Below are 18,497 nucleotides of genomic sequence, written 5' to 3'. Positions count from 1 at the left end.
TGACGGTGCTTCCAGTGCTTCCGGTGTCTCCGGTGCGTACCCGGGCGGGAGACGCACCGGGCGGGCCCGCACCCGGGCGGGTGTCGCGGGTCCCGGCGCGGCGGCAGCGGCCTTCTCGGCGGGCTCTTCGGGCCCTCGCCGACGGCCGCTGCCGCTCGGGCCGCATCCCGGCGGGGGCGGGCCGGGCACCGGGCCCGGCACGACCGGCCCCGGCAGGAACCGCCCCGCTACGGCCGGTTCAGCGCCCGGGCGGCGCCGGCGGCCACGGCGGTGGCGAGGATCCACCCGGCGGCGGCGAGCAGATACGCCACCCACTGCGAGCCGTCGTCGGGCGCGAACGCGTTGCCCTGGCCGAAGTCGACGACCGGCAGCAGGGTGTCGAGGGTGTAGACGAACGGGTTGAACTCGATGCGCTTGTCGGGCTCCACCCGCTGCGGCCGGTCGGCGTGGAAGAGCAGCGAGCCCAGCGCCAGCAGCCCGGCCAGCCAGACGACGGCGCGCTCGGGGCGGTAGCCGTAGCCGACGAGGACGTCCTGGACGCCGCCCCAGGCGCGGGCGTACCAGGGCAGTTGGGCGCGGCGGGCGCGCTGTTTGGCGAGCAGGACGCGGCGGGCGTCGTCCTCGTGCCCGAGGCGGCGGTACACCGCGGCGAGCTGCTCGTACGGCTGCGGGACGTACGCGGCCTCGCCCCGGTTCAGCCAGGGCAGGCGCTCGGCGGCGGAGAGCGGGTAGCGGAGCTGTTCGTACACTGCGCCGTCGAGGCGGAGCAGGGCCGGCCAGGCGGTGGGCGCGTCGTGCAGTACGCCGATGGCCGAGTAGCGCAGGTCGAGGGCGCCGTCGAAGCGGGTGGTGCGCAAGTCGGCCTCGCGGGCGGTGGTGCGGCGCAGGCTGAGCGCGGTGGCGCCGGGGCCGTGTCCGCCGATGCGGCTGCCGCCTGCCTCGATGCGGCCGGTGACGTGGGCGCCGGACATCCGGACCAGGCCGGTGGCGGTCAGACCGGTCAGCACGGCGTCGGCGCCTATCTGGATCCCGTACGCGTCGAATGAGACGTCGTCCGCCTCCGCACGCAGGTCTGCGCGGTTCATCACCAGTCGGCCGCCGACGGTCGCGTCCGCGAGCCGTATCTGACCGTGCGAGCGGAAGCCGTTGTCGAGCACGACGTCGGAGCCGACGTGGGCGCCGGGGGCGTCCAGGGTGCGCCCGGCGGGGTTGTCGAGTGCGGCGGCGCGCAGGAACGCCGTGCCGGCCACCGAGGCGTTCCGGAGCCCGAGCCGGCCGGTGGCGGACAGCCGGTACGCGGAGAAGTCGCCGTCGATCTGTACGCGGGCGGCGTCGAGCGCGGCTTCTCCGGTGGCGGCGTCGAGCCGGGCGCCGCGCAGGTCGAGGCTGCCGCCGACGCGGGCGGTGCGCAGCACGACCGTGCCCCGGGCGGAGAAGCCGTCGCCCATGAGGATGTCGTTGTCGACCTGCAGGCGAGTGGCGTTGAGCGCCTCCCCTTCGGGGCCGTGGAGCCGGGCGCCGTTGAGGATGAGGGCGCCGGCGATACGGGTGGCGACGAGCCGGATCTTCCCGCTGGTCGTGCAGGCGGTCAGGCGGAGGCTCCCCTCGGCCCAGAGGTGGGAGGCGAGCATGCCCGGCAGGTGTGAGCCGTTGAAGCTGAGCTGACGGGTACGCGCGCCGTACAGGTCGACGGACTCTTCGAACGAGCAGTCCGTGAGCCGCAGATGGTGCTGTATATCCGCATGGTCGAGCGCCAGCCGACCCGTGATCCGGGCGCCGGTGAGCTGCACCGCGGCGGTGTGCCCGGACTCGGCCTCGCGCGCGCCGAGCAGCAGCGCGGCGACGACCTCGGCGCGCACCACGCGCTCCGGGCCCCAGCCGGCGCCCCCGACCGGGTCGTCCACGGCGGGGTCGCCGGCGCGCAGGTCGATGCGCTCGGCGGTGGGAAAGGCATCCCACAGCCGCCGCTCGGGCGGGCTCAGCTCGTCGGGTCCCACGGGTTCCCCCTCGCCTTCGGCATCGACCGCGGTATGCGCACTCACATCCGCAGCCCGTACTCAACCACCTCCGTGGACCGCCCGGTTGGGCACCCGCCGGACCCCTGGCCGACCCCGAGGGGTACGGAGGGGGCGGGCGCCGCGACGGAGACCGTCGGGGGCGCCGGCGCCGCCGACGGTGCTTCCGGCGGCGCAGCCGCCCGCGGCACCCGGGACGCCTCCGGGCTCACGCCGGGCATCCCAGGCTCACGCCGGGCATCCCGGGCTCACGCCGGGCATCCCGGGCGCACGCCGAGCCTCCCGGGCTCACGCCGAACGGCCGCGAGGGCGCACCGTCCGGGCGCAGTCCCTGCGGGTCAGGGCCGTCACGGGCGCCGTCCCGCCCCGGCATCCCCTCCGGCCGCGCGGCATCATGGAGCCGTGCGGTTGCAGGCGATCTCCTGGGAACGGCTTACCGAGGCGCTGGCCGAGCGCGTCGCCGGGACGAAGGCGGCCGACGGCAGCCCGTGGCTGCGCGTCGCCGTGGACGGCGCTCCCGCGGCGGAGCCGGGGCTGCTCGCCGCCCGGGTCGGCGACGCCCTGCGGCTGCGTGGGCGCGAGGCCCTCGTCCTCGCCGCCCACGGGTTCCTCCGGCCCGCCTCCCTGCGCTACGAGTTCGGGCGCGAGGACCCCGACGCGTACTACGACACCTGGCTCGACACGGGCGCCCTCTGGCGCGAGGTCTTCGGCCCGCTGGAGCCCGGCGGCGACGGCCGCGTCCTGCCCGACCTCTGGGACCCCGTCACCGACCGCGCCACGCGCAGCCCGTACACCCAACTCCCGCCCGGCGCCGTCGTGCTGCTGCACGGGCCGCTGCTGCTCGGCCGCTGGTTCCCCTTCGACCTGGCCGTTCACCTCCGTCTCTCCCCATCCGCACTCGCCCGGCGCACTCCGCCACAAGACCGCTGGACGCTGCCCGCCTTCGCCCGCTACGAGGACGAAGCCGACCCGGAAGCGGTCGCCGACGTGCTCGTACGCCTCGACGACCCGCGCCGCCCGGCCTGGCGCCCCGAGCGGCCGTAAGAGACGTACCCGGGACCACGACCGGCCCGCTGCCGCGGCTCAGAAGGACCCGGCGGCTCGCTCCGGCAACCAAGCGGGCTCTCCTCCGCCAGCGCAGGCCCGCGCGTCAGGGCAGCCGCTTCGGCTTCTCGGGTTCCTCGTCCTCGCGTACCGGCTCGTACGGCGGCACGTCCCGGCCCGGCTGGAAATGCGGACCCTGTCTGATGTGCCGGACCACCACCACCATGTCGACAACCGTGATCGCGGCGAGAGCCGCGGTGACCGCGGCCCAGACCGGCTGGTCGACGACGATGAAGAACACCGTGGCCGCGATCATCCACAGCGTCCCCCACAGGGCCAGCCAGAAGCGCATGCGCAGCGGCGAGCGGGCGTGCACGGGCTCGTCGCCGGAGCGGATCAGCCACATACGAAGCACCTCCCGCCTTCCAGCATCCGGCTGTCCGGGGCGGAGGTCCAACCAGGCACACTGCGCGTACGGCCGCCTACCGCACGCAGCGCGCCAGGGATATCTGCCGGTCCTGCGGCCACTGGGCTTCCGGCAGTCCCTCCGCGCGCTGGGCGTCCGCGAGCCCGTCGGCCCTGCGGGCGGACCGCACCGCCGCTTCCGTCCCGTCTGCCCCGTCCCGCGCCTCCGCCGGCGCGCCGGGCCGGCCCGCGCCCGTCGGTTCCGTACGCTCCGCCAGCTCAGCGGCCATGCTCGCCAGGTCCAGCCCGGCACCCTCGGTCTCGTCCACGTCGCACGCGGCCAGGCCGAGCTCCTGCTCCGCTGATTCGAGCTCGTCGACAACGTCGTGGTAGTCCATGCCCTGGAAGCTACAACCCCCCACTGACACCGCCCGCCCCGCCCGCCCTCAGCGCCCCTTTTCCCCCGGCATATGGCACCCTGCCGCAGACGCCCCGCTGCGCCGTCCTCGCGCAGACCCCGGGCGGCCACCGCACCGCCTCCCGCCCGCGGTTGCTACGGTGCCTGGCGTGACCACGCCGACCGATGAGAACGGCCATGTGAGCCTGCCCGGCCAGCACGGCCCGTCCGCCACCACCGAGATAGACCCGCGCGCCGCCGGCGCCGTCCGCACCTCGTACGCGCCCGACCCCGACGGCGACCCGGACCCCGGCGAGATCGTCTGGACCTGGGTCCCGTACGAGGAGAACGACGGCCGCGGCAAGGACCGCCCGGTCCTCGTCGTCGCCCGCGAGCCGGCGGGCACGGTCCTCGCCGTCCAACTGTCCAGCAGGCGCCGCGACGACGACCACGACTGGGTGCGCATCGGCGCCGGCCCCTGGGACCGCGCGGGCCGCGAGTCGTGGGTCGACCTGGACCGCGTGCTGCGCGTCCACGACGACGGCATGCGCCGCGAGGCGTGCTCGCTGGACCGCCAGCGGTTCCACCTCGTCGAGCACCGGCTGCGCCTGCGCTACGGCTGGCGCTGACCCCGCCCCGCAGCCCAGACGCCCCGGACGCCCCGGACGACCCGGACGACGTAGCCGTCCCAGCCCCTACAGGGCCGTCAGCACCCGCGGTCCGTCCTTCGTCACCGCGATCGTGTGCTCGATGTGCGCCGCCCTGCTGCCGTCCGTCGTACGCAGCGTCCACCCGTCGCCGTCGACCCCGTAGTCGTCCGAGCCGCCCGACAGCAGCATCGGCTCGATCGCCAGAGTCAGCCCGTGCCGCAGCGGGTAACCCCGCCCCGCGCGCCCGCGGTTGGGCACGTGCGGGTCCTCGTGCATCCGCCGCCCGATGCCGTGCCCGCCGAAGTCCGCCGGCATCCCGCAGCCCGCCTCCGCGGCCACGCGCCCCACGGCGGACGAGATGTCGCCCAGCCGCCCGCCCGCGACCGCGGCGGCGATCCCGGCGTCGATCGCGCGCTGCGTGGCGGCGATCAGCGCGGTGTCCTCGGGCCGCGGCGTGCCCACGGTGAAGCTGATCGCCGCGTCGCCCGTCCAGCCGTCCAGCTCCGCGCCGCAGTCCAGGGACACGAGGTCGCCGTCGCGCAGCCGGTAGGAGGTGGGGATGCCGTGCACGATCGCGTCGTTGACGGAGGTGCAGAGGACCGCGGGGAAGGGCGTGGCGGCGAACGACGGCCGGTAGCCGAGGAACGGCGAGCCGGCTCCCGCCTTGTCCAGCACCTCCCGCGCGGCTTCGTCCAGTTCCTGCAGGCTGACGCCGATGCCAGCCGCGTCCCGCGCGGCGGTGAGGGCCTGGGCGACGATGCGGCCGGCCTCCCGCATGGCGTCCAGCGCGGCGTCGTTCTTGATCTCGACCATGAGGTGACTCTCCCTGCCTCCCAATTACTATACCGGTATTAGTATCACGCTCATGGTTCGTACTCCACTGACCCCCGAGGAGCGCCGCCGCGGCGAGCGCTTCGGCGCGCTGCTGCGCGCCGCGCGGGGCGAGCGCAGCATGACCGATGTCGCCGCCGCCGCCGGCATCTCCGCCGAGACCCTCCGCAAGATCGAGACCGGCCGCGCCCCCACCCCGGCCTTCTTCACGGTCGCCGCCCTGGCCACCGCCCTGGGCGTCTCCCTCGACACGCTGGCCGAGACCTGCACCGCACCCGAGCCGGAAGCCGCCGCGGACCGCGCCGTCCACGCCGCGTAGCGGGTACGGGTCAACTCCCGTACCCCCGGCCGCCACTCGACCCGGTGAGTCGGCCGCCGCAGCGCTGTAGCGGGGCACGGCGGCGGGCATGGCGCACCCATGACATACGCGAACGGCACCCGGAAAACCCCCGACGACGGCTGGGAGAGGCGCTACCGCGCGGCCCTGGAACGGGGCGCCGGCCGCGGGGAGGCGCTGCTGACGGGGGTGGCGGCGCTGGCCTTGTACGGGTTCCACGGCGTGCCCGACGCCGCGGACGTGCGCGTGGTCGACGTGCTCGTACCGCCCCGCCGCCGCCTGACCCCGCCGCCCGGGATCCGCATCCACCACGCCCTGCGCCGCCTGCCCCCGCCCGTCCGCCTGCCACCCGGCCTCCCCGCCGCCCCGCCGGTCCGCGCCGCCACCGACGCACTGCGCGACGTGCTCGACCACGACCGGACGGCCGCCCTGCTGCGCGAACTGCTCGACGCCCGCGCCACCCCGCCCGCCGCCGCCGCCGCGCTCCGCGCCGCCGGCCTGCACACCCGCCCCGACGTCGCCGCCGTACTCGCCGCCCTCGGCCCCGCCGCCCGCCCACCCGCCGAGATCCGCGCCCGCACCCTGCTGCGCTCCTCCGGCCTGCGGCCTCCGCTCTGGCACATCCCGCTGCACCTCGACGGCTACTGGCTCACCACCCCGCACGCCCACTGGCCCCGCACCGGCGTCCTCCTGCACCTCACCGAGCCGCCGTTCCGCACCGACGACGGCACCGTCGAGCACCACAACGCCCTCGAATCCCTGGGCCTGCACCTCGTCCACACCACACCGCGTCAGTTGTTCCGCGAACCGGAGGCCTTCACCGCCGCCGTCCGCGACGCCCTCGCCGCGGCCCCCCACGGCCCGGACCCGGGCCGGCTGCGCGCGCGCCCGCGCCGCAGGCGCGTCTGGTGAGAGGCACGCTCCCGGGCGCCACCGCGCGCTCCCCGACCCGTCGCTACGCCCCTTGCCCCGGCCGTCCGCCCGGAATACTGACCGCCGTTGCCGCCGTGGCGCACCCTGCCGCCGCGGCTGCGCGCGGCGGGCTGCCGGACTGCACGGCCGCCAGATAGGCGCCCGTGAAGGCGTCGCCCGCGCCGACGGTGTCGAGAGGGGTGACCGGGGTCGCGGGGACGTGCACCGCGGGAGTGCCGGGGGCGGCGAGGTGCGCGCCGTCACCGGCGGCGGTGACCACGGCGGTGGCGTCCAGCGCGGTGGCCAGGGCCGCGGCCGCGGCGGCGGGGGAGGGCAGCCCGGTGAGCAGCGCGGCCTCCGCGGAGTTGGGGAACACGGTGTCGGCGTCGGCGATCGCGGTGAGGAAGGGCCGTACCCCGTAGGCGGCGAGGAAGCCGGCCGACGCCGGATCCACGCTGACCGCCGCCCCGCGCGCGTGCGCCTCGGCGGCGGCGAGGGCGGCGAGGGCCCGGCCGGGGGCGGTGAAGAACAGGTAACCGGAGAGGTGGACGTGCGTGACGCCGGCCAGCAGCCCCGGCTCCCAGTCGTCGGGGCCCAGCCGGAACGCCGCCCCGCTGTCCGTCAGGAACGACCGCTCGCCGCCGCCGTCGACCAGGGCGACGACCTTGCCCGTGGGCGCCTCAGGGTCGACGCGGACGCGGGCGTCGACCCCGGCGCGTACCAGCTCGGCGCGATGCCAGTCGGCGGCGTCCCGGCCCGCGCGCGCCAGCAGACGCACCCGTGCGCCGCAATGCGCCGCCCACGACGCCACGTTCGCGCCGGCGCCGCCGGGCAGGATCGCGATCTCGGCCGGTGTGTCCGTACCGCGGGCGAGCGGGGCGGTGTGGCGGGCGACGACGTCGGTGACGACGTCACCTATCACGAGCAGCACCGGGCGACGGGCACCGTCCGTGCGCGGCCCCGTACGACCCTCCGGTTCCGTCTCCTGGTTCACCCGAGGTCCCGCATCGCCGGCCGCACGCTGCCCGTACCTCCGCTCACGCCCGCGTCCTCACGCCCGCGTCCTCACGCCCCTTCCGCCACCGCGATCTCGGCCGCCAGCCGTACGTTCCCCCGCACCGCCGCGAGGTTCGCCTCCAGCGACGCACCGTGCGTGTGCTCCGTGAGGTACGCCAGCAGGAACGGCGTGATCGCCTGCCCGCTCACGCCCCGCCGCCCCGCCTCGCGCAGCGCGTCCGCCAGCACCGCGTCGTGCAGCGCCGGGTCCAACTGCTCGGCCGCCGGCACCGGGTTGGCCACGATCACCGCCGACGGCGGCACGTCCAGGTCCCGTTGGGCGCGCAGCACCGCCGCGGCCTCCGCGGGCGTACGGACCGTCCACTCCACCGGCTCCCCGGACGTGCGGAGATAGAACCCCGGGAACTCCGCCGTGCCGTAGCCGAGCACCGTGACGCCCAGCGTCTCCAGCCGCTGCAGCGTCGCCGGCACGTCCAGGATGGACTTCACCCCCGCGCACACCACCGCGATCCGCGTCGTCGCCAGCAGCCGCAGGTCCGCCGACTCGTCCTGAGAGCGGGTCCACTCCCGGTGCACCCCGCCGAGCCCGCCGGTGGCGAAGACCCCGATGCCGGCGCGGGCCGCGAGGAACGCCGTGGCCGCGACGGTCGTGGCGCCGCTCGCGCCGAGGGCGGCGGCCGGCGCGAGGTCGCGCACGGTCAGCTTGCGTACGGTGCCGTCGGACGCGATCCGCTCCAACTGCGCCCTGTCGAGCCCGACATGGGGCGTGCCGTCGAGGACGGCGATGGTGGCGGGCACGGCGCCGGCGGAGCGGACGACGTCTTCCAGTTCGGCCGCCACGTGCAGGTTGCGGGGGCGGGGCAGGCCGTGGGCGATGATCGTCGACTCCAGGGCGACGACCGGCCGCCGGTCCGCGAGCGCGGCGCGGACCTCGTCTGTCAGGTGCATGCGCCCACGGTACGTGCTGGGCGGCCCCGGTGATCAGCCCTCAGGTGTCGTACAGGCCGTCCCACGGCTCGTGGAACCCGAGCCGGTCCGGGTACAGCTCCGCCCAGTCCGGCTCGTCTTCGCCGGCGTCCGCGCCGCCGGGCGCCCGCTCCGCGTGCCGCTCCGCGACGAGTCCGAAGCGGATCCCGTCGGCCGGGACCTCGAACGGCCTGATCGCGATGGAGCCGAACACCAGCCCCGGCAGCTCGTCTAGCCAGCCCTCCAGCTTCGCGTCCAGCCGCCCGTCCGCGGGCACGCCGGGGCCCGGGGTCCAGATGTCGGAGCCGGTGTGGCGGCCTTCGGCGTCGAAGCGGTGCATGACGGCGTACCAGCGGCGGTGCTCCAGCCAGTCGGGGCCCATGCGGTAGTCGGGCGGGTACGCGGCGGTGATCGAGGCGAGGAACTGCCCGTGGTCGTAACGGCCGATGTTCTCGGTGCGGTAGCCGGGCTCGTGACGTATCGGGATGACCTCAGGGATCGCCATGGCCCAGACCTTAAGGGGTGGCCGCGGGAGCCGGCATCCGGGTCCCGCCCGATGCGCCGGGCGGGGCGGGGGATCGCGCGGACGCGCGGGGGGATACGCCGGCGGCGTCAGCGCCTACCGTCGGAGGATGGACGACGCCGACCGCGCCACCGACCCTGACGCCGCCCCGTCCCCCACCGCCGGCGACGCGCCCGTCCGCCCGCTCCTCCTGCTCGACGTCGACGGCCCCCTCAACCCGTACGCCGCGCGCGAACAGCCGCCCGGGTACGGCGAATACGTGGTCACCGGCATGCCCGCCGGGCCGCTTCGGCTGTGGCTGAAGCCGGCGCACGGGCAGCGGCTGCTGTCGCTCCCGTACGAACTGGTGTGGGCGACGACGTGGATGCACGAGGCCAACACCGTCATCGGAGACCGGGTGCTGGGGCTGCCGCCGCTGCCGGTCATCGAGTGGCCGTCGATGTTCACCACCGACGATCCGGACGGGCTGTACTGGAAGACGCGGCACATCGTCGCCTGGGCGGCCGGCCGTACGTTCGCCTGGGTGGACGACGAGATCACCGCGGCCGACACGGCGTGGATCGCCGAGCACCACGCGGGCGCGGCGCTGCTGCGGCGGATCGACCCCGCGCGCGGGCTGGTGGAGGAGGACTTCGAGGCGCTGGAGGCGTGGGCCCGGGAGCTGGAAGGGCACCGGCCGGGATGAGCCCGCGGAGCCGGGCGGACCGCCGCGGCCCGCGTCAGCTGTCCGCCAGCTCCAGCAGCTTGAGGACCGTGTTCCAATTGCGCGCGGTCGCCGTCACCGCCAGCCTGCGGCTGGAGAAGTCGGCCGCGAGCTTCGACCGCCCGAGCCCGCCGGGGCACCAGACATAGACCACGCGGTCGCCGATCTCGTACCGGTCGGGGGCGTACGAGGCGGGGTCGGCGGTACGGAACCACGCGTCCTCCGGCGCCGGCCCGGACAGGAACACCGCCAGGAAGCGGGCCGGTTCCGCGGCGCCCTCCGGCAGCGGGTTGCCGGCGATCACGGCCGCGAGCTCGTCCCGGGTGCGCGCGACGACCGGTATCCGCAGGCCGAACTCCTCGGCCACGACCGCCTCGACGGCCGCCGCGGTCTTCTCCGGCGGTGTGCCGGGGTCGTCGAAGACGACGTTCCCGCTGGCGACGTACGTGGCGACGCCGCTGAAGCCGTGGTCGGCCAGCGCCCGGCGCAGCCCGGCCATGGGGACCTTGTTCTTGCCGCCGACGTTGATGCCGCGCAGCAGGGCGATCTGCTTGCTCACGCCCGGCGCCTCCCTTGTCCGTTCACCCTGTCCGTCCGTGCCCCGTGGCCGGGCGGGGGCATCCCTTCCGCCTCCACAGCCCCCTTCGCCCCCTCAGAACAGCGGCTCCGGCAGCACGCCCTCCAGCCCCAGCAGGCTCCGCTTCGTCTCGACCCCGCCGCCGAAGCCGCCCAGGCCGCCGTCGCTCTCGATCACGCGGTGGCAGGGCACGACGACCGGCAGCGGGTTCGACGCCATGGCCCGGCCGACCGCCTGCGCGGCGCCCGGCTCGCCGACGCGGTCGGCGAGGAACTGATAGCTGACCACCGAGCCGTACGCCACCTGGGCCGCAAGCTCCTCCAGCACCCGGCGGTTGAAGCCGTCGGACAGCGACCAGTCCAGCTCCAGCCGGAACTCCTTCAGTTCGCCCGCGAAATACGCCCGCAACTGCCGCTCGGCCACCGCTATGTGCTCCGCGGGACCCGCCGGCTCCTCGCGCCCGGCCGCGCCCGCGGCGTCCGGCCGGGCGTGGAACCCGACCTTGACCAGCCCGCGGTCCGTGGCGGCGAGCAGCAGCGGGCCGATCGGCGAGTCGACCACCCGGCGGGCCTGCCGGGGCGCGAGGGCATCGGTGGCATCCATGCCCGCGAGCGTAGGACACGGCACTGACATCGACCGCCGCCGCCGGCCGTCCGCCCGCGTCCGGCCCCCACCTGGCACATCGCCCGGGTACCGATTGCGTATCGGCTGCGCGGAGGGAGGTCGAAACATTTCGGCCGTGACTCGCACAGACCTACGATTCCCCTGTTGTCCTGTACATCTGTCGACAGAGCCGCCGACACACCTCAGTAGATCCGGGAGTCACTTCGTGCTCGCTGCCCCCGTGCCCGTCGACGGGTTCACGTACGGCCTGCTCACCCCTGCCACCGCGTTCGTCATGGCCGCGGTCGGCAGTGCCCTGGGACTGCGCTGCACCATGCGCGCGCTGTCCGTCGAGCCCGCGCGGCGGGCGGGCTGGCTGCTCCTCGGCGCGGTCGCCATCGGCACGGGCATCTTCACCATGCACTTCATCGCGATGATGGGCTTCACCGCCGACTCCGTCCACATCAACTACAACGTGCCGATCACGCTGGCGAGCCTCGGCGTCGCCATCGTCGTCGTCGGCATCGGCGTCTTCATCGTGGGCTACCTCGACCGCACCGCGTTCGCCCTCACCTCCGGCGGCGTCGTCACCGGGCTCGGCGTCGCGGCCATGCACTACCTGGGCATGGCGGGCATGAAGATGGACCGGGGGCGCCTGGTCTACGACGGCACGACGGTGGCGCTGTCCGTGCTCATCGCCGTGGTCGCCGCCACCGCCGCGCTGTGGCTGTCGATGACCGTGAAGCGGTTCGGCGTCGCGGTGGGCGCCGCGCTGATCATGGGCCTGGCGGTCTCCGGCATGCACTACACGGGGATGGCGGCGCTGGAGGTGCAGGCGCACGCCACCAACGCGGCGGCGGAGGGCAAGAGCCCGGCGGAGATCCTGGCACCGATCCTCATCGGCCCCGTGCTGCTCCTGGTGTTCGTCGGGCTGTTCGTCGGCATGGACCCGCTGGAGGACGAGTGGCGGGTGTCCGCGGGGGACGAGGGCATCGCCGGCGGGGACGCCGCCGCCCCCGAGCCCGCGGGCTCGGGAGCGACGTCGTACTTCGAACGGGGCAGCGGCCGGCCGGGCGGCTTCTGACCGCTGCTCCTCTTACTCCTCGACTCCTCGACTTACTCCTCGACGACCCCGAATCCCGCGTTCTCCAGGGCCTCGGCGATCACGTCCGGCTTGTTGGTGATGATGCCGTCCGCACCCCACTGGGCCAGCTCGACGGCCCGCGCCGGGTCGTCGACCGTCCATGTGTAGCTCTCCAACTGCCTGCCGTGCGGTCCTTCAAGGGCGTGCACGGCCGCGTAGTAGTCCGCGGACATGGTGCCGTGGTTGGAGTTGATCTGGTCCGAGAAGGCGGCGTACTCGGGCAGGTCCGCCACCGCGGGGGCACCGAGGAAGCCGGTCTTCACGTCCGGCCGCAGCTCGTGCACGGTCCTGATGGAGTCCGCGCCGAAGCTCTGCACGACCAGCCTGTCCGCAACGGCCGCGCGGCTCAGCCAGCCCATCTTGCGCAGCTCGGTGAGGATCTCCTGCTCGATCCCCGGGTACAGCTGCGGCGCCTTGATCTCCAGCACCAGCTTCTGCTGGTTCTTCGTCATCCGCTTCAGGTACTGCTCCAGGTTCGGCACCCGCTCGCCTGCCCACTCCGCGCCCTTCCAACTGCCGGCGTCGAGCGTGCTGATCTCCTTCCAGGTGAAGTCGGAGACGTTCCAGGGGGCTCGGTCGGGGAAGACCTCCTCCGCGTTGGTGGTGCGCGCGAGCGTGGTGTCGTGCATGACGACCAGCTCGCCGTCCTTGCTGCGCTGCACGTCGTTCTCGACCCAGTCGATGCCCATCTCACGGGCGGTGTCGACGGCTGCCAGGGTGTTCTCGGGGGCGTACGCGGAAGCGCCGCGGTGCGCGACGGTCACGACGGGGGAGGCGGAGGCGGAGTCGGCAGCGGTCGCGGTGGCGGACGTGGCGGCTGCGGTGAGCACGAGGCCGGCCAGGGCCGTCAGGGCGCCGGACGCGCGCGTAAGCGTGCGGGAGGGCATGCAGTCTCCTCGACTAGAGGTGATCACTTGTCGCCGCAGGGTCCCAGTGGCAGGCGACAGAGTACGAGGCCGGGGATGGCCAGAGATTGAACGCCGATATCGGCGCGGTGAACGCGGGCCGATTCCGGTCGGTGCAGGTGACAGGCTTGTGGAAGCGCTTGCTGCCCTGTTTCGGCCCTTCCTGATCTGGCTGGAATTAGCCTGGCCGGATCATCGGGGCATTCGGTATTGGGCTGGCCCGGCGAGGCCGCCGGGGCGATCAGGGGCGCGTTGTCAGTGGCGGGTCGTACGGTGGGGGCATGCGGCCCGTCACAGACATCGAACGCACCATGGCACCCTTCGAGGTAGTCAGCCCGTACCAGCCCAACGGCGACCAGCCCGCCGCCATCGACGAGCTCGAACGGCGGATCAGGGCGGGCGAGCGGGACGTCGTGCTGCTCGGCGCGACGGGCACGGGCAAGTCGGCGACGACGGCCTGGATGGTGGAGCGCCTCCAGCGCCCCACGCTGGTCCTCGCGCCCAACAAGACGCTGGCCGCCCAGTTGGCGAACGAGTTCCGCGAGCTCCTGCCGAACAACGCCGTGGAGTACTTCGTCTCGTACTACGACTACTACCAGCCCGAGGCGTACGTCCCCCAGACGGACACGTACATCGAGAAGGACTCCTCGATCAACGAGGAGGTGGAGCGCCTGCGCCACTCCGCGACGAACTCGCTGCTCACCCGGCGCGACGTCATCGTGGTCGCCTCCGTCTCCTGCATCTACGGCCTGGGCACCCCGCAGGAGTACGTCGACCGGATGGTGCCGCTGAAGGTCGGCGAGGAGACCGACCGGGACCAGTTGCTGCGCCGCTTCGTCGACATCCAGTACACCCGCAACGACCAGGCGTTCACGCGCGGCACGTTCCGGGTCCGCGGCGACACCGTCGAGATCTTCCCGGTGTACGAGGAGCTGGCCGTCCGCATCGAGATGTTCGGGGACGAGATCGAGGCCCTGTCCACGCTCCACCCGCTGACCGGCGAGGTCATGAGCGAGGACGACGCGCTGTACGTCTTCCCCGCCTCGCACTACATCGCCGGCCCCGAGCGCATGGCCAAGGCCGTCGCCGGCATCGAGGACGAGCTGGCCGCGCAGCTCGGTGCGCTGGAGAAGCAGGGCAAGCTGCTGGAGGCGCAGCGGCTGCGCATGCGGACGACGTACGACCTGGAGATGCTCCAGCAGATCGGCACCTGCTCCGGCGTCGAGAACTATTCGCTGCACATGGACGGCCGCGAGACCGGCTCCCCGCCGCACACCCTGCTGGACTACTTCCCGGAGGACTTCCTCCTCGTCATCGACGAGTCGCACGTCACCGTCCCGCAGGTCGGCGCCATGTACGAGGGCGACGCCTCCCGCAAGCGCACCCTCGTCGACCACGGCTTCCGGCTGCCGTCCGCGCTGGACAACCGCCCGCTGAAGTGGGAGGAGTTCCTGGAGCGCATCGGCCAGACGGTCTACCTCTCCGCCACCCCCGGGCCGTATGAGCTGTCCCGCGGCGACGGTGTGGTGGAGCAGATCATCCGGCCCACCGGGCTCGTCGACCCCGAGGTCGTCGTCAAGCCCACCGAGGGCCAGATCGACGACCTGGTGCACGAGATCCGCACGCGCGCGGAGAAGGACGAGCGCGTCCTCGTCACCACGCTGACGAAGAAGATGGCCGAGGACCTCACGGACTACTTCCTGGAGCTGGGCATCCAGGTGCGCTATCTGCACAGCGACGTCGACACGCTGCGCCGCGTCGAGCTGCTGCGCGAGCTGCGCGCCGGGGAGTACGACGTCCTGGTGGGCATCAACCTGCTGCGTGAGGGCCTCGACCTGCCCGAGGTCTCCCTTGTCGCCATCCTCGACGCCGACAAGGAGGGCTTCCTCCGGTCGGGCACGTCGCTCATCCAGACCATCGGCCGTGCCGCGCGCAACGTCTCCGGCCAGGTGCACATGTATGCGGACAAGATCACGCCGGGCATGGCGAAGGCGATCGACGAGACCAACCGCCGCCGCGCCAAGCAGATCGCGTACAACAAGGAACACGGGATCGACCCGCAGCCGCTGCGCAAGAAGATCAACGACATCGTCGCGCAGATCGCCCGCGAGGAGATCGACACCGAGGCGCTGCTCGGCTCGGGATACCGGTCCACGAAGCCCGACACCCCGGTGAAGGCGCCGGTGCCGGAGCTGCGGCAGAAGACGCAGAGGACGCAGAAGACACAGCCCGCCGGCCGCGGCACCGAGGCCGCCGCGGCGCCCACCGAGACGCCCGCCGCCGACCTCGCGGCGCAGATCGAGGACATGACGGCCCGGATGCGGGCCGCCGCCGCGGACCTGCAGTTCGAGGTGGCGGCGCGGCTGCGCGACGAGATCGCGGAGATGAAGAAGGAACTGCGGCAGATGAAGGAGGCGGGGCTGTCGTAGCACCGGGTCGGATGCGGCGCGGGAGCGCCCGGGGCGTACGCGGAGCGTGGCCGTCCGGGAGCGCACAACCGGTGCTGTGTAGCAGGAGCGCCACAATTCCCCCGCCGGGGGGAGCACAGGGCCGCTGTCCTGCGTAATGTGCGTGGCAGCGCGCCGGTCATGGCGCGTTCGGAGCAGGAGGGGAACGTAAGCGTGTCGATCAACTTGACCAAGGGTCAGGCCATCAGCCTGCAGAAGTCCGACGGCGGAACGCTCAGCGCGGTCCGTATGGGGCTGGGCTGGCAGGCTGCCGAACGGCGCGGTCTCTTCGGGAAGCGCACGCGCGAGATCGACCTCGATGCCTCCGCCGTGCTCTTCGCCGACAAGGAACCCGTCGACGTGGTCTTCTTCCGCCACCTCGTGAGCGACGACGGCTCGGTGCGGCACACCGGCGACAACCTCGTCGGCGGCGCCGGCCAGGGCGGCGACGACGAGTCCATCCTGGTCGACCTCCAGCGCGTGCCGGTGCACATCGACCAGATCGTCTTCACCGTGAACTCGTTCACCGGCCAGACCTTCGAAGAGGTGCAGAACGCCTTCTGCCGGCTCCTGGACGAGAGCAACGGCCAGGAGCTGGCGCGCTACACGCTCACCGGCGGCGGCACGTACACCGCCCAGATCATGGCGAAGGTGCACCGGACGGGGTCCGGCTGGGGCATGACCGCCCTCGGCACGCCGGCCAACGGCCGTACGTTCCAGGACCTCATGCCCGCGATCCAGCCGCTTCTCTGAGGGCGGGAACGACCGGTTTCTTCAGGCATGACACGACGTCGACGGCCGCAGCGAGTGCAGGGGAGGGCCGCATGACGGCCGAGTTGGTCCGCGGGCAGAATCATCCGCTGCCGCAGACCCGGGTGGAGATCAGGATTTCGGCGGGGAGCCCGGTGACGCCGGGCGCCACGCTGGGGGGAGAGGACGGCAGGGTCAGCGACCCGGGCCGGATCGCGCACCCCGGCGCGCCGCAGTTGCCGGGCCTGGAAGTGCCCGGCCAGGCCGCGGCGGAACACCGGCTGGCGGTGGACCTGGACGCGGTCCCCGCGGACGTGGAGCGCGTGCACGTGCTGCTGGCGCTGCCCGCGGGCGTGCCGGGGCCGCGGAGCTTCGGCGCCATCGCACCTCCGTCGGTGGCGGTCACCGGCCTGGACGGCACGGCGATCGCACGGTTCGTCATCACCGGTCTGGACAGCGAGTCGGCGGTGACCGCCGTGGAGCTGTACCGGCGGGGTGACGCGTGGAAGATCCGGGCCGTGGGCCAGGGGTACGCGGGCGGCCTCGCCGCCATGCTCGCGGACCAGGGCCTGCCGGAGGCGCAGCAGCTCGCCGCGGACATCGAACGGGCCGTGGCCGAGGGACTGGCGCGCGCCGTCGCCCCGGCGCCGTCGCCGGCCGCGGGCCAGCCGACGGGAGCGGGCGCCCGGCGTCCGCAGCCGGCGGCCGAGGAGCGGCAGGCGCAGGCCGGGCCCGTCGACTACCGCCACCCGCGCCGCGCCAAGGCGGCCGGTGCCGCGGGCGCGTCCGGCGCCTCAGGCGGCGGACCGGGCGCGGCCGGCGCGCCGCGCGCCTCCGCGTCCGCCGCTGCGCCCCCGTCCCCGGGGGCCGGGGCCGGGGCAGGCGGCGGTGCCGGAGCGGGAGCGCGGCCGGGCACCCCGGCGGGCGCGGCCGGCGCCCCCGCGGGCGGCGTACCGCCGCAGGCCGGTCGCGGCGCGTCGGGCCCCGCGGAACCGGTCGCGGGCGACGCCCCCGGCTGGAGCATGGAGGAGCGGCTGTACAACCAGGTCTGGGGCATGTTCGAGGACCTGGCCCGTACGGTCGCGGCGTACCGCAGTGCCGTCGACTTTGCCGACTCCCGGATGGACCGCGAACTCGACCAGCTCCTGGCCGACCCGCGCGCCCGCATGGGCTCCATCGCCGACTCGGCGCGCGCGGAGGTGCTCGCCCGCCACTCCACCCTGGTCGACCGGGCGCGCGAGGTCCTCGACCGCGACCTCGGTCAGCTCGCCGCCGAGGCCGGCGTCGTCGATCCCGCGCTGCCGCCCGCGTTCGCCTCCTGGGCCAGCCCGGTGTGGCACGAGTACGAGGTGCCAGAGGACTCCCCGATGGCCCTGCGCCTCGGCGACCTCCACCTCCCCGAGCACACGGAGCTGCGCATCCCGCTGCTCGTACGGCTGCCGCTGGAGCGCGGCCTGTGGGTGGACAGCGGCACGTCCTCGCTCGGCCCCGGGGCGCTCGAAGGCGATCCGGAGCACGGCTTCCCGGACTCCGCGGAGCGGCGCGCGCTGGCGCTCGACACCGCCGTGGCGCATGCCGCACGGCTGCTCTCGGTGCACCCGGCGGGCGAGTTCAACGTCCACTTCATCGACCCGGGCGGCACGGCCACCACGGCGCTCACCCCGCTGCTCCACTCCGGCGTCCTCGCCGAGCCGCCGCCGAAGGGCGCGGCGGGTGTCACCGACACCCTCACCCGGCTGACCCAGCGCATCGACCTCGTCCAGATGGCGCTGCGCAGCGGCGCGGCCGACGCGCTGCCGCCGGACCTGGACCCGGCGCAGCAGCTCCTCGTCGTCAACGACTTCCCGCACGGCTTCGACGACCGCGCCATCAACCAGCTGCGGTATCTCGCGGACGAGGGCCCGTCGGTCGGCGTGCATCTGATGGTCGTCGCCGACCGCGAGGACGCGAAGGGCTACGGCCCGCTGCTGGACCCGTTCTGGCGCGGCATGCTGCGGCTCACCCCCACCCCGGACGACCACCTGGCCGACCCCTGGATCGGCCACGCCTGGACGTACGAGCCGGCCCGCGCGCCGGTGGGCAGCCGGGTGCTGGAACAGGTGCTGGCCCAGGTGGCGGCGGCCCGCCGCGCCCTGCGCCGCTGACCGCCCCGGGCGGCCGACCCGCCCACTCCGAACCGGCCCGCAGGCCTCGCGCCCGCGGGCCGTTCGCGTGTCCGTGGCCGGCCGGGGACCTCTGTGACCTGGATATTTGATTCGACCTTTGCCATGT

At 74.2% G+C, this 18,497-nt stretch carries 19 protein-coding genes; 9 read left to right on the top strand and 10 right to left on the bottom strand.

What is annotated here, in order from left to right; translation table 11 throughout:
* Positions 1 to 227: 227 nt before the first annotated feature.
* Positions 228 to 1,997 (bottom strand): hypothetical protein, encoded by a 1,770-nt coding sequence (locus B124_RS07855; protein ID WP_496501946.1) that lies wholly within the window; start codon positions 1,995 to 1,997, stop codon positions 228 to 230.
* A 420-nt stretch (positions 1,998 to 2,417) separates the two neighbouring features.
* Between B124_RS07855 and B124_RS07850 the strand changes: the two genes are divergently transcribed.
* Complete coding sequence (locus B124_RS07850; protein ID WP_496501945.1) at positions 2,418 to 3,059, top strand: nucleoside/nucleotide kinase family protein; 642 nt, start codon at positions 2,418 to 2,420, stop codon at positions 3,057 to 3,059.
* 106 nt (positions 3,060 to 3,165) lie between these two features.
* On the opposite strand, the gene B124_RS07845 is transcribed toward B124_RS07850, so the two are convergent.
* A complete protein-coding gene (locus B124_RS07845) occupies positions 3,166 to 3,465 on the bottom strand; it encodes a DUF6343 family protein (protein WP_496501944.1) in 300 nt (99 codons plus the stop codon).
* Between the two features lie 76 nt (positions 3,466 to 3,541).
* A complete protein-coding gene (locus B124_RS07840) occupies positions 3,542 to 3,862 on the bottom strand; it encodes a hypothetical protein (protein WP_496501943.1) in 321 nt (106 codons plus the stop codon).
* A 169-nt stretch (positions 3,863 to 4,031) separates the two neighbouring features.
* Here B124_RS07840 and B124_RS07835 point away from each other — a divergent pair, with 169 nt between their 5' ends.
* Complete coding sequence (locus tag B124_RS07835) at positions 4,032 to 4,490, top strand: type II toxin-antitoxin system PemK/MazF family toxin (protein ID WP_496501942.1); 459 nt, start codon at positions 4,032 to 4,034, stop codon at positions 4,488 to 4,490.
* 66 nt (positions 4,491 to 4,556) lie between these two features.
* Here the strand turns inward: B124_RS07835 and map are convergent, their stop codons facing one another.
* Positions 4,557 to 5,324, bottom strand: coding sequence for a type I methionyl aminopeptidase (gene map / locus B124_RS07830; RefSeq protein ID WP_496501941.1), 768 nt, complete (start codon positions 5,322 to 5,324; stop codon positions 4,557 to 4,559).
* 52 nt (positions 5,325 to 5,376) lie between these two features.
* On the opposite strand from map, the gene B124_RS07825 reads away from it, so the two are divergent.
* Both B124_RS07825 and B124_RS07820 read left to right on the top strand, forming a co-directional pair.
* Positions 5,377 to 5,661, top strand: coding sequence for a helix-turn-helix domain-containing protein (locus B124_RS07825; protein ID WP_496501940.1), 285 nt, complete (start codon positions 5,377 to 5,379; stop codon positions 5,659 to 5,661).
* A gap of 99 nt (positions 5,662 to 5,760) precedes the next feature.
* On the top strand, positions 5,761 to 6,591 hold the full coding sequence (locus B124_RS07820; RefSeq protein WP_496501939.1) for a hypothetical protein: 831 nt from the start codon (positions 5,761 to 5,763) through the stop codon (positions 6,589 to 6,591).
* A gap of 43 nt (positions 6,592 to 6,634) precedes the next feature.
* Here the strand turns inward: B124_RS07820 and B124_RS07815 are convergent, their stop codons facing one another.
* The 3 genes from B124_RS07815 to B124_RS07805 all read right to left on the bottom strand — a co-directional run bounded on the left by B124_RS07815 (position 6,635) and on the right by B124_RS07805 (position 9,079).
* Complete coding sequence (locus B124_RS07815) at positions 6,635 to 7,522, bottom strand: carbohydrate kinase family protein (protein WP_496501938.1); 888 nt, start codon at positions 7,520 to 7,522, stop codon at positions 6,635 to 6,637.
* Positions 7,523 to 7,656: 134 nt separating this feature from the next.
* On the bottom strand, positions 7,657 to 8,556 hold the full coding sequence (locus B124_RS07810; RefSeq protein WP_496501937.1) for a pseudouridine-5'-phosphate glycosidase: 900 nt from the start codon (positions 8,554 to 8,556) through the stop codon (positions 7,657 to 7,659).
* A gap of 40 nt (positions 8,557 to 8,596) precedes the next feature.
* Complete coding sequence (locus B124_RS07805) at positions 8,597 to 9,079, bottom strand: hypothetical protein (protein WP_496501936.1); 483 nt, start codon at positions 9,077 to 9,079, stop codon at positions 8,597 to 8,599.
* A gap of 127 nt (positions 9,080 to 9,206) precedes the next feature.
* Between B124_RS07805 and B124_RS07800 the strand changes: the two genes are divergently transcribed.
* Positions 9,207 to 9,782 carry an HAD domain-containing protein gene (locus B124_RS07800; RefSeq protein WP_496501935.1) on the top strand — a complete coding sequence of 192 codons (576 nt, stop codon included), beginning with the start codon at positions 9,207 to 9,209 and terminating at the stop codon, positions 9,780 to 9,782.
* A 34-nt stretch (positions 9,783 to 9,816) separates the two neighbouring features.
* Here the strand turns inward: B124_RS07800 and B124_RS07795 are convergent, their stop codons facing one another.
* Both B124_RS07795 and B124_RS07790 read right to left on the bottom strand, forming a co-directional pair.
* Entirely contained in the window at positions 9,817 to 10,359 is a 543-nt protein-coding gene (locus B124_RS07795; protein ID WP_496501934.1) for a DUF1697 domain-containing protein, read from the bottom strand.
* Positions 10,360 to 10,452: 93 nt separating this feature from the next.
* A complete protein-coding gene (locus tag B124_RS07790) occupies positions 10,453 to 10,980 on the bottom strand; it encodes a methylated-DNA--[protein]-cysteine S-methyltransferase (protein WP_496501933.1) in 528 nt (175 codons plus the stop codon).
* 226 nt (positions 10,981 to 11,206) lie between these two features.
* Here B124_RS07790 and B124_RS07785 point away from each other — a divergent pair, with 226 nt between their 5' ends.
* On the top strand, positions 11,207 to 12,064 hold the full coding sequence (locus B124_RS07785) for an MHYT domain-containing protein (protein WP_496501932.1): 858 nt from the start codon (positions 11,207 to 11,209) through the stop codon (positions 12,062 to 12,064).
* A 32-nt stretch (positions 12,065 to 12,096) separates the two neighbouring features.
* On the opposite strand, the gene B124_RS07780 is transcribed toward B124_RS07785, so the two are convergent.
* Complete coding sequence (locus B124_RS07780) at positions 12,097 to 13,011, bottom strand: glycerophosphodiester phosphodiesterase (RefSeq protein WP_496501931.1); 915 nt, start codon at positions 13,009 to 13,011, stop codon at positions 12,097 to 12,099.
* A 299-nt stretch (positions 13,012 to 13,310) separates the two neighbouring features.
* Between B124_RS07780 and uvrB the strand changes: the two genes are divergently transcribed.
* The 3 genes from uvrB to B124_RS07765 all read left to right on the top strand — a co-directional run bounded on the left by uvrB (position 13,311) and on the right by B124_RS07765 (position 18,370).
* Entirely contained in the window at positions 13,311 to 15,458 is a 2,148-nt protein-coding gene (uvrB, locus tag B124_RS07775; RefSeq protein ID WP_496501930.1) for an excinuclease ABC subunit UvrB, read from the top strand.
* Between the two features lie 192 nt (positions 15,459 to 15,650).
* Positions 15,651 to 16,229: a TerD family protein gene (locus B124_RS07770; protein WP_496501929.1), complete on the top strand. Its 579-nt coding sequence runs from the start codon at positions 15,651 to 15,653 to the stop codon at positions 16,227 to 16,229.
* 71 nt (positions 16,230 to 16,300) lie between these two features.
* Positions 16,301 to 18,370: a TerD family protein gene (locus B124_RS07765; RefSeq protein WP_496501928.1), complete on the top strand. Its 2,070-nt coding sequence runs from the start codon at positions 16,301 to 16,303 to the stop codon at positions 18,368 to 18,370.
* The last annotated feature ends 127 nt before the right edge of the window (positions 18,371 to 18,497 follow it).

This window comes from Streptomyces sp. CNP082 (assembly GCF_059570535.1).
The sequence above is the reverse complement of the archived record's forward strand: the minus strand, read 5'-3'. Positions and strand labels throughout refer to the sequence as shown.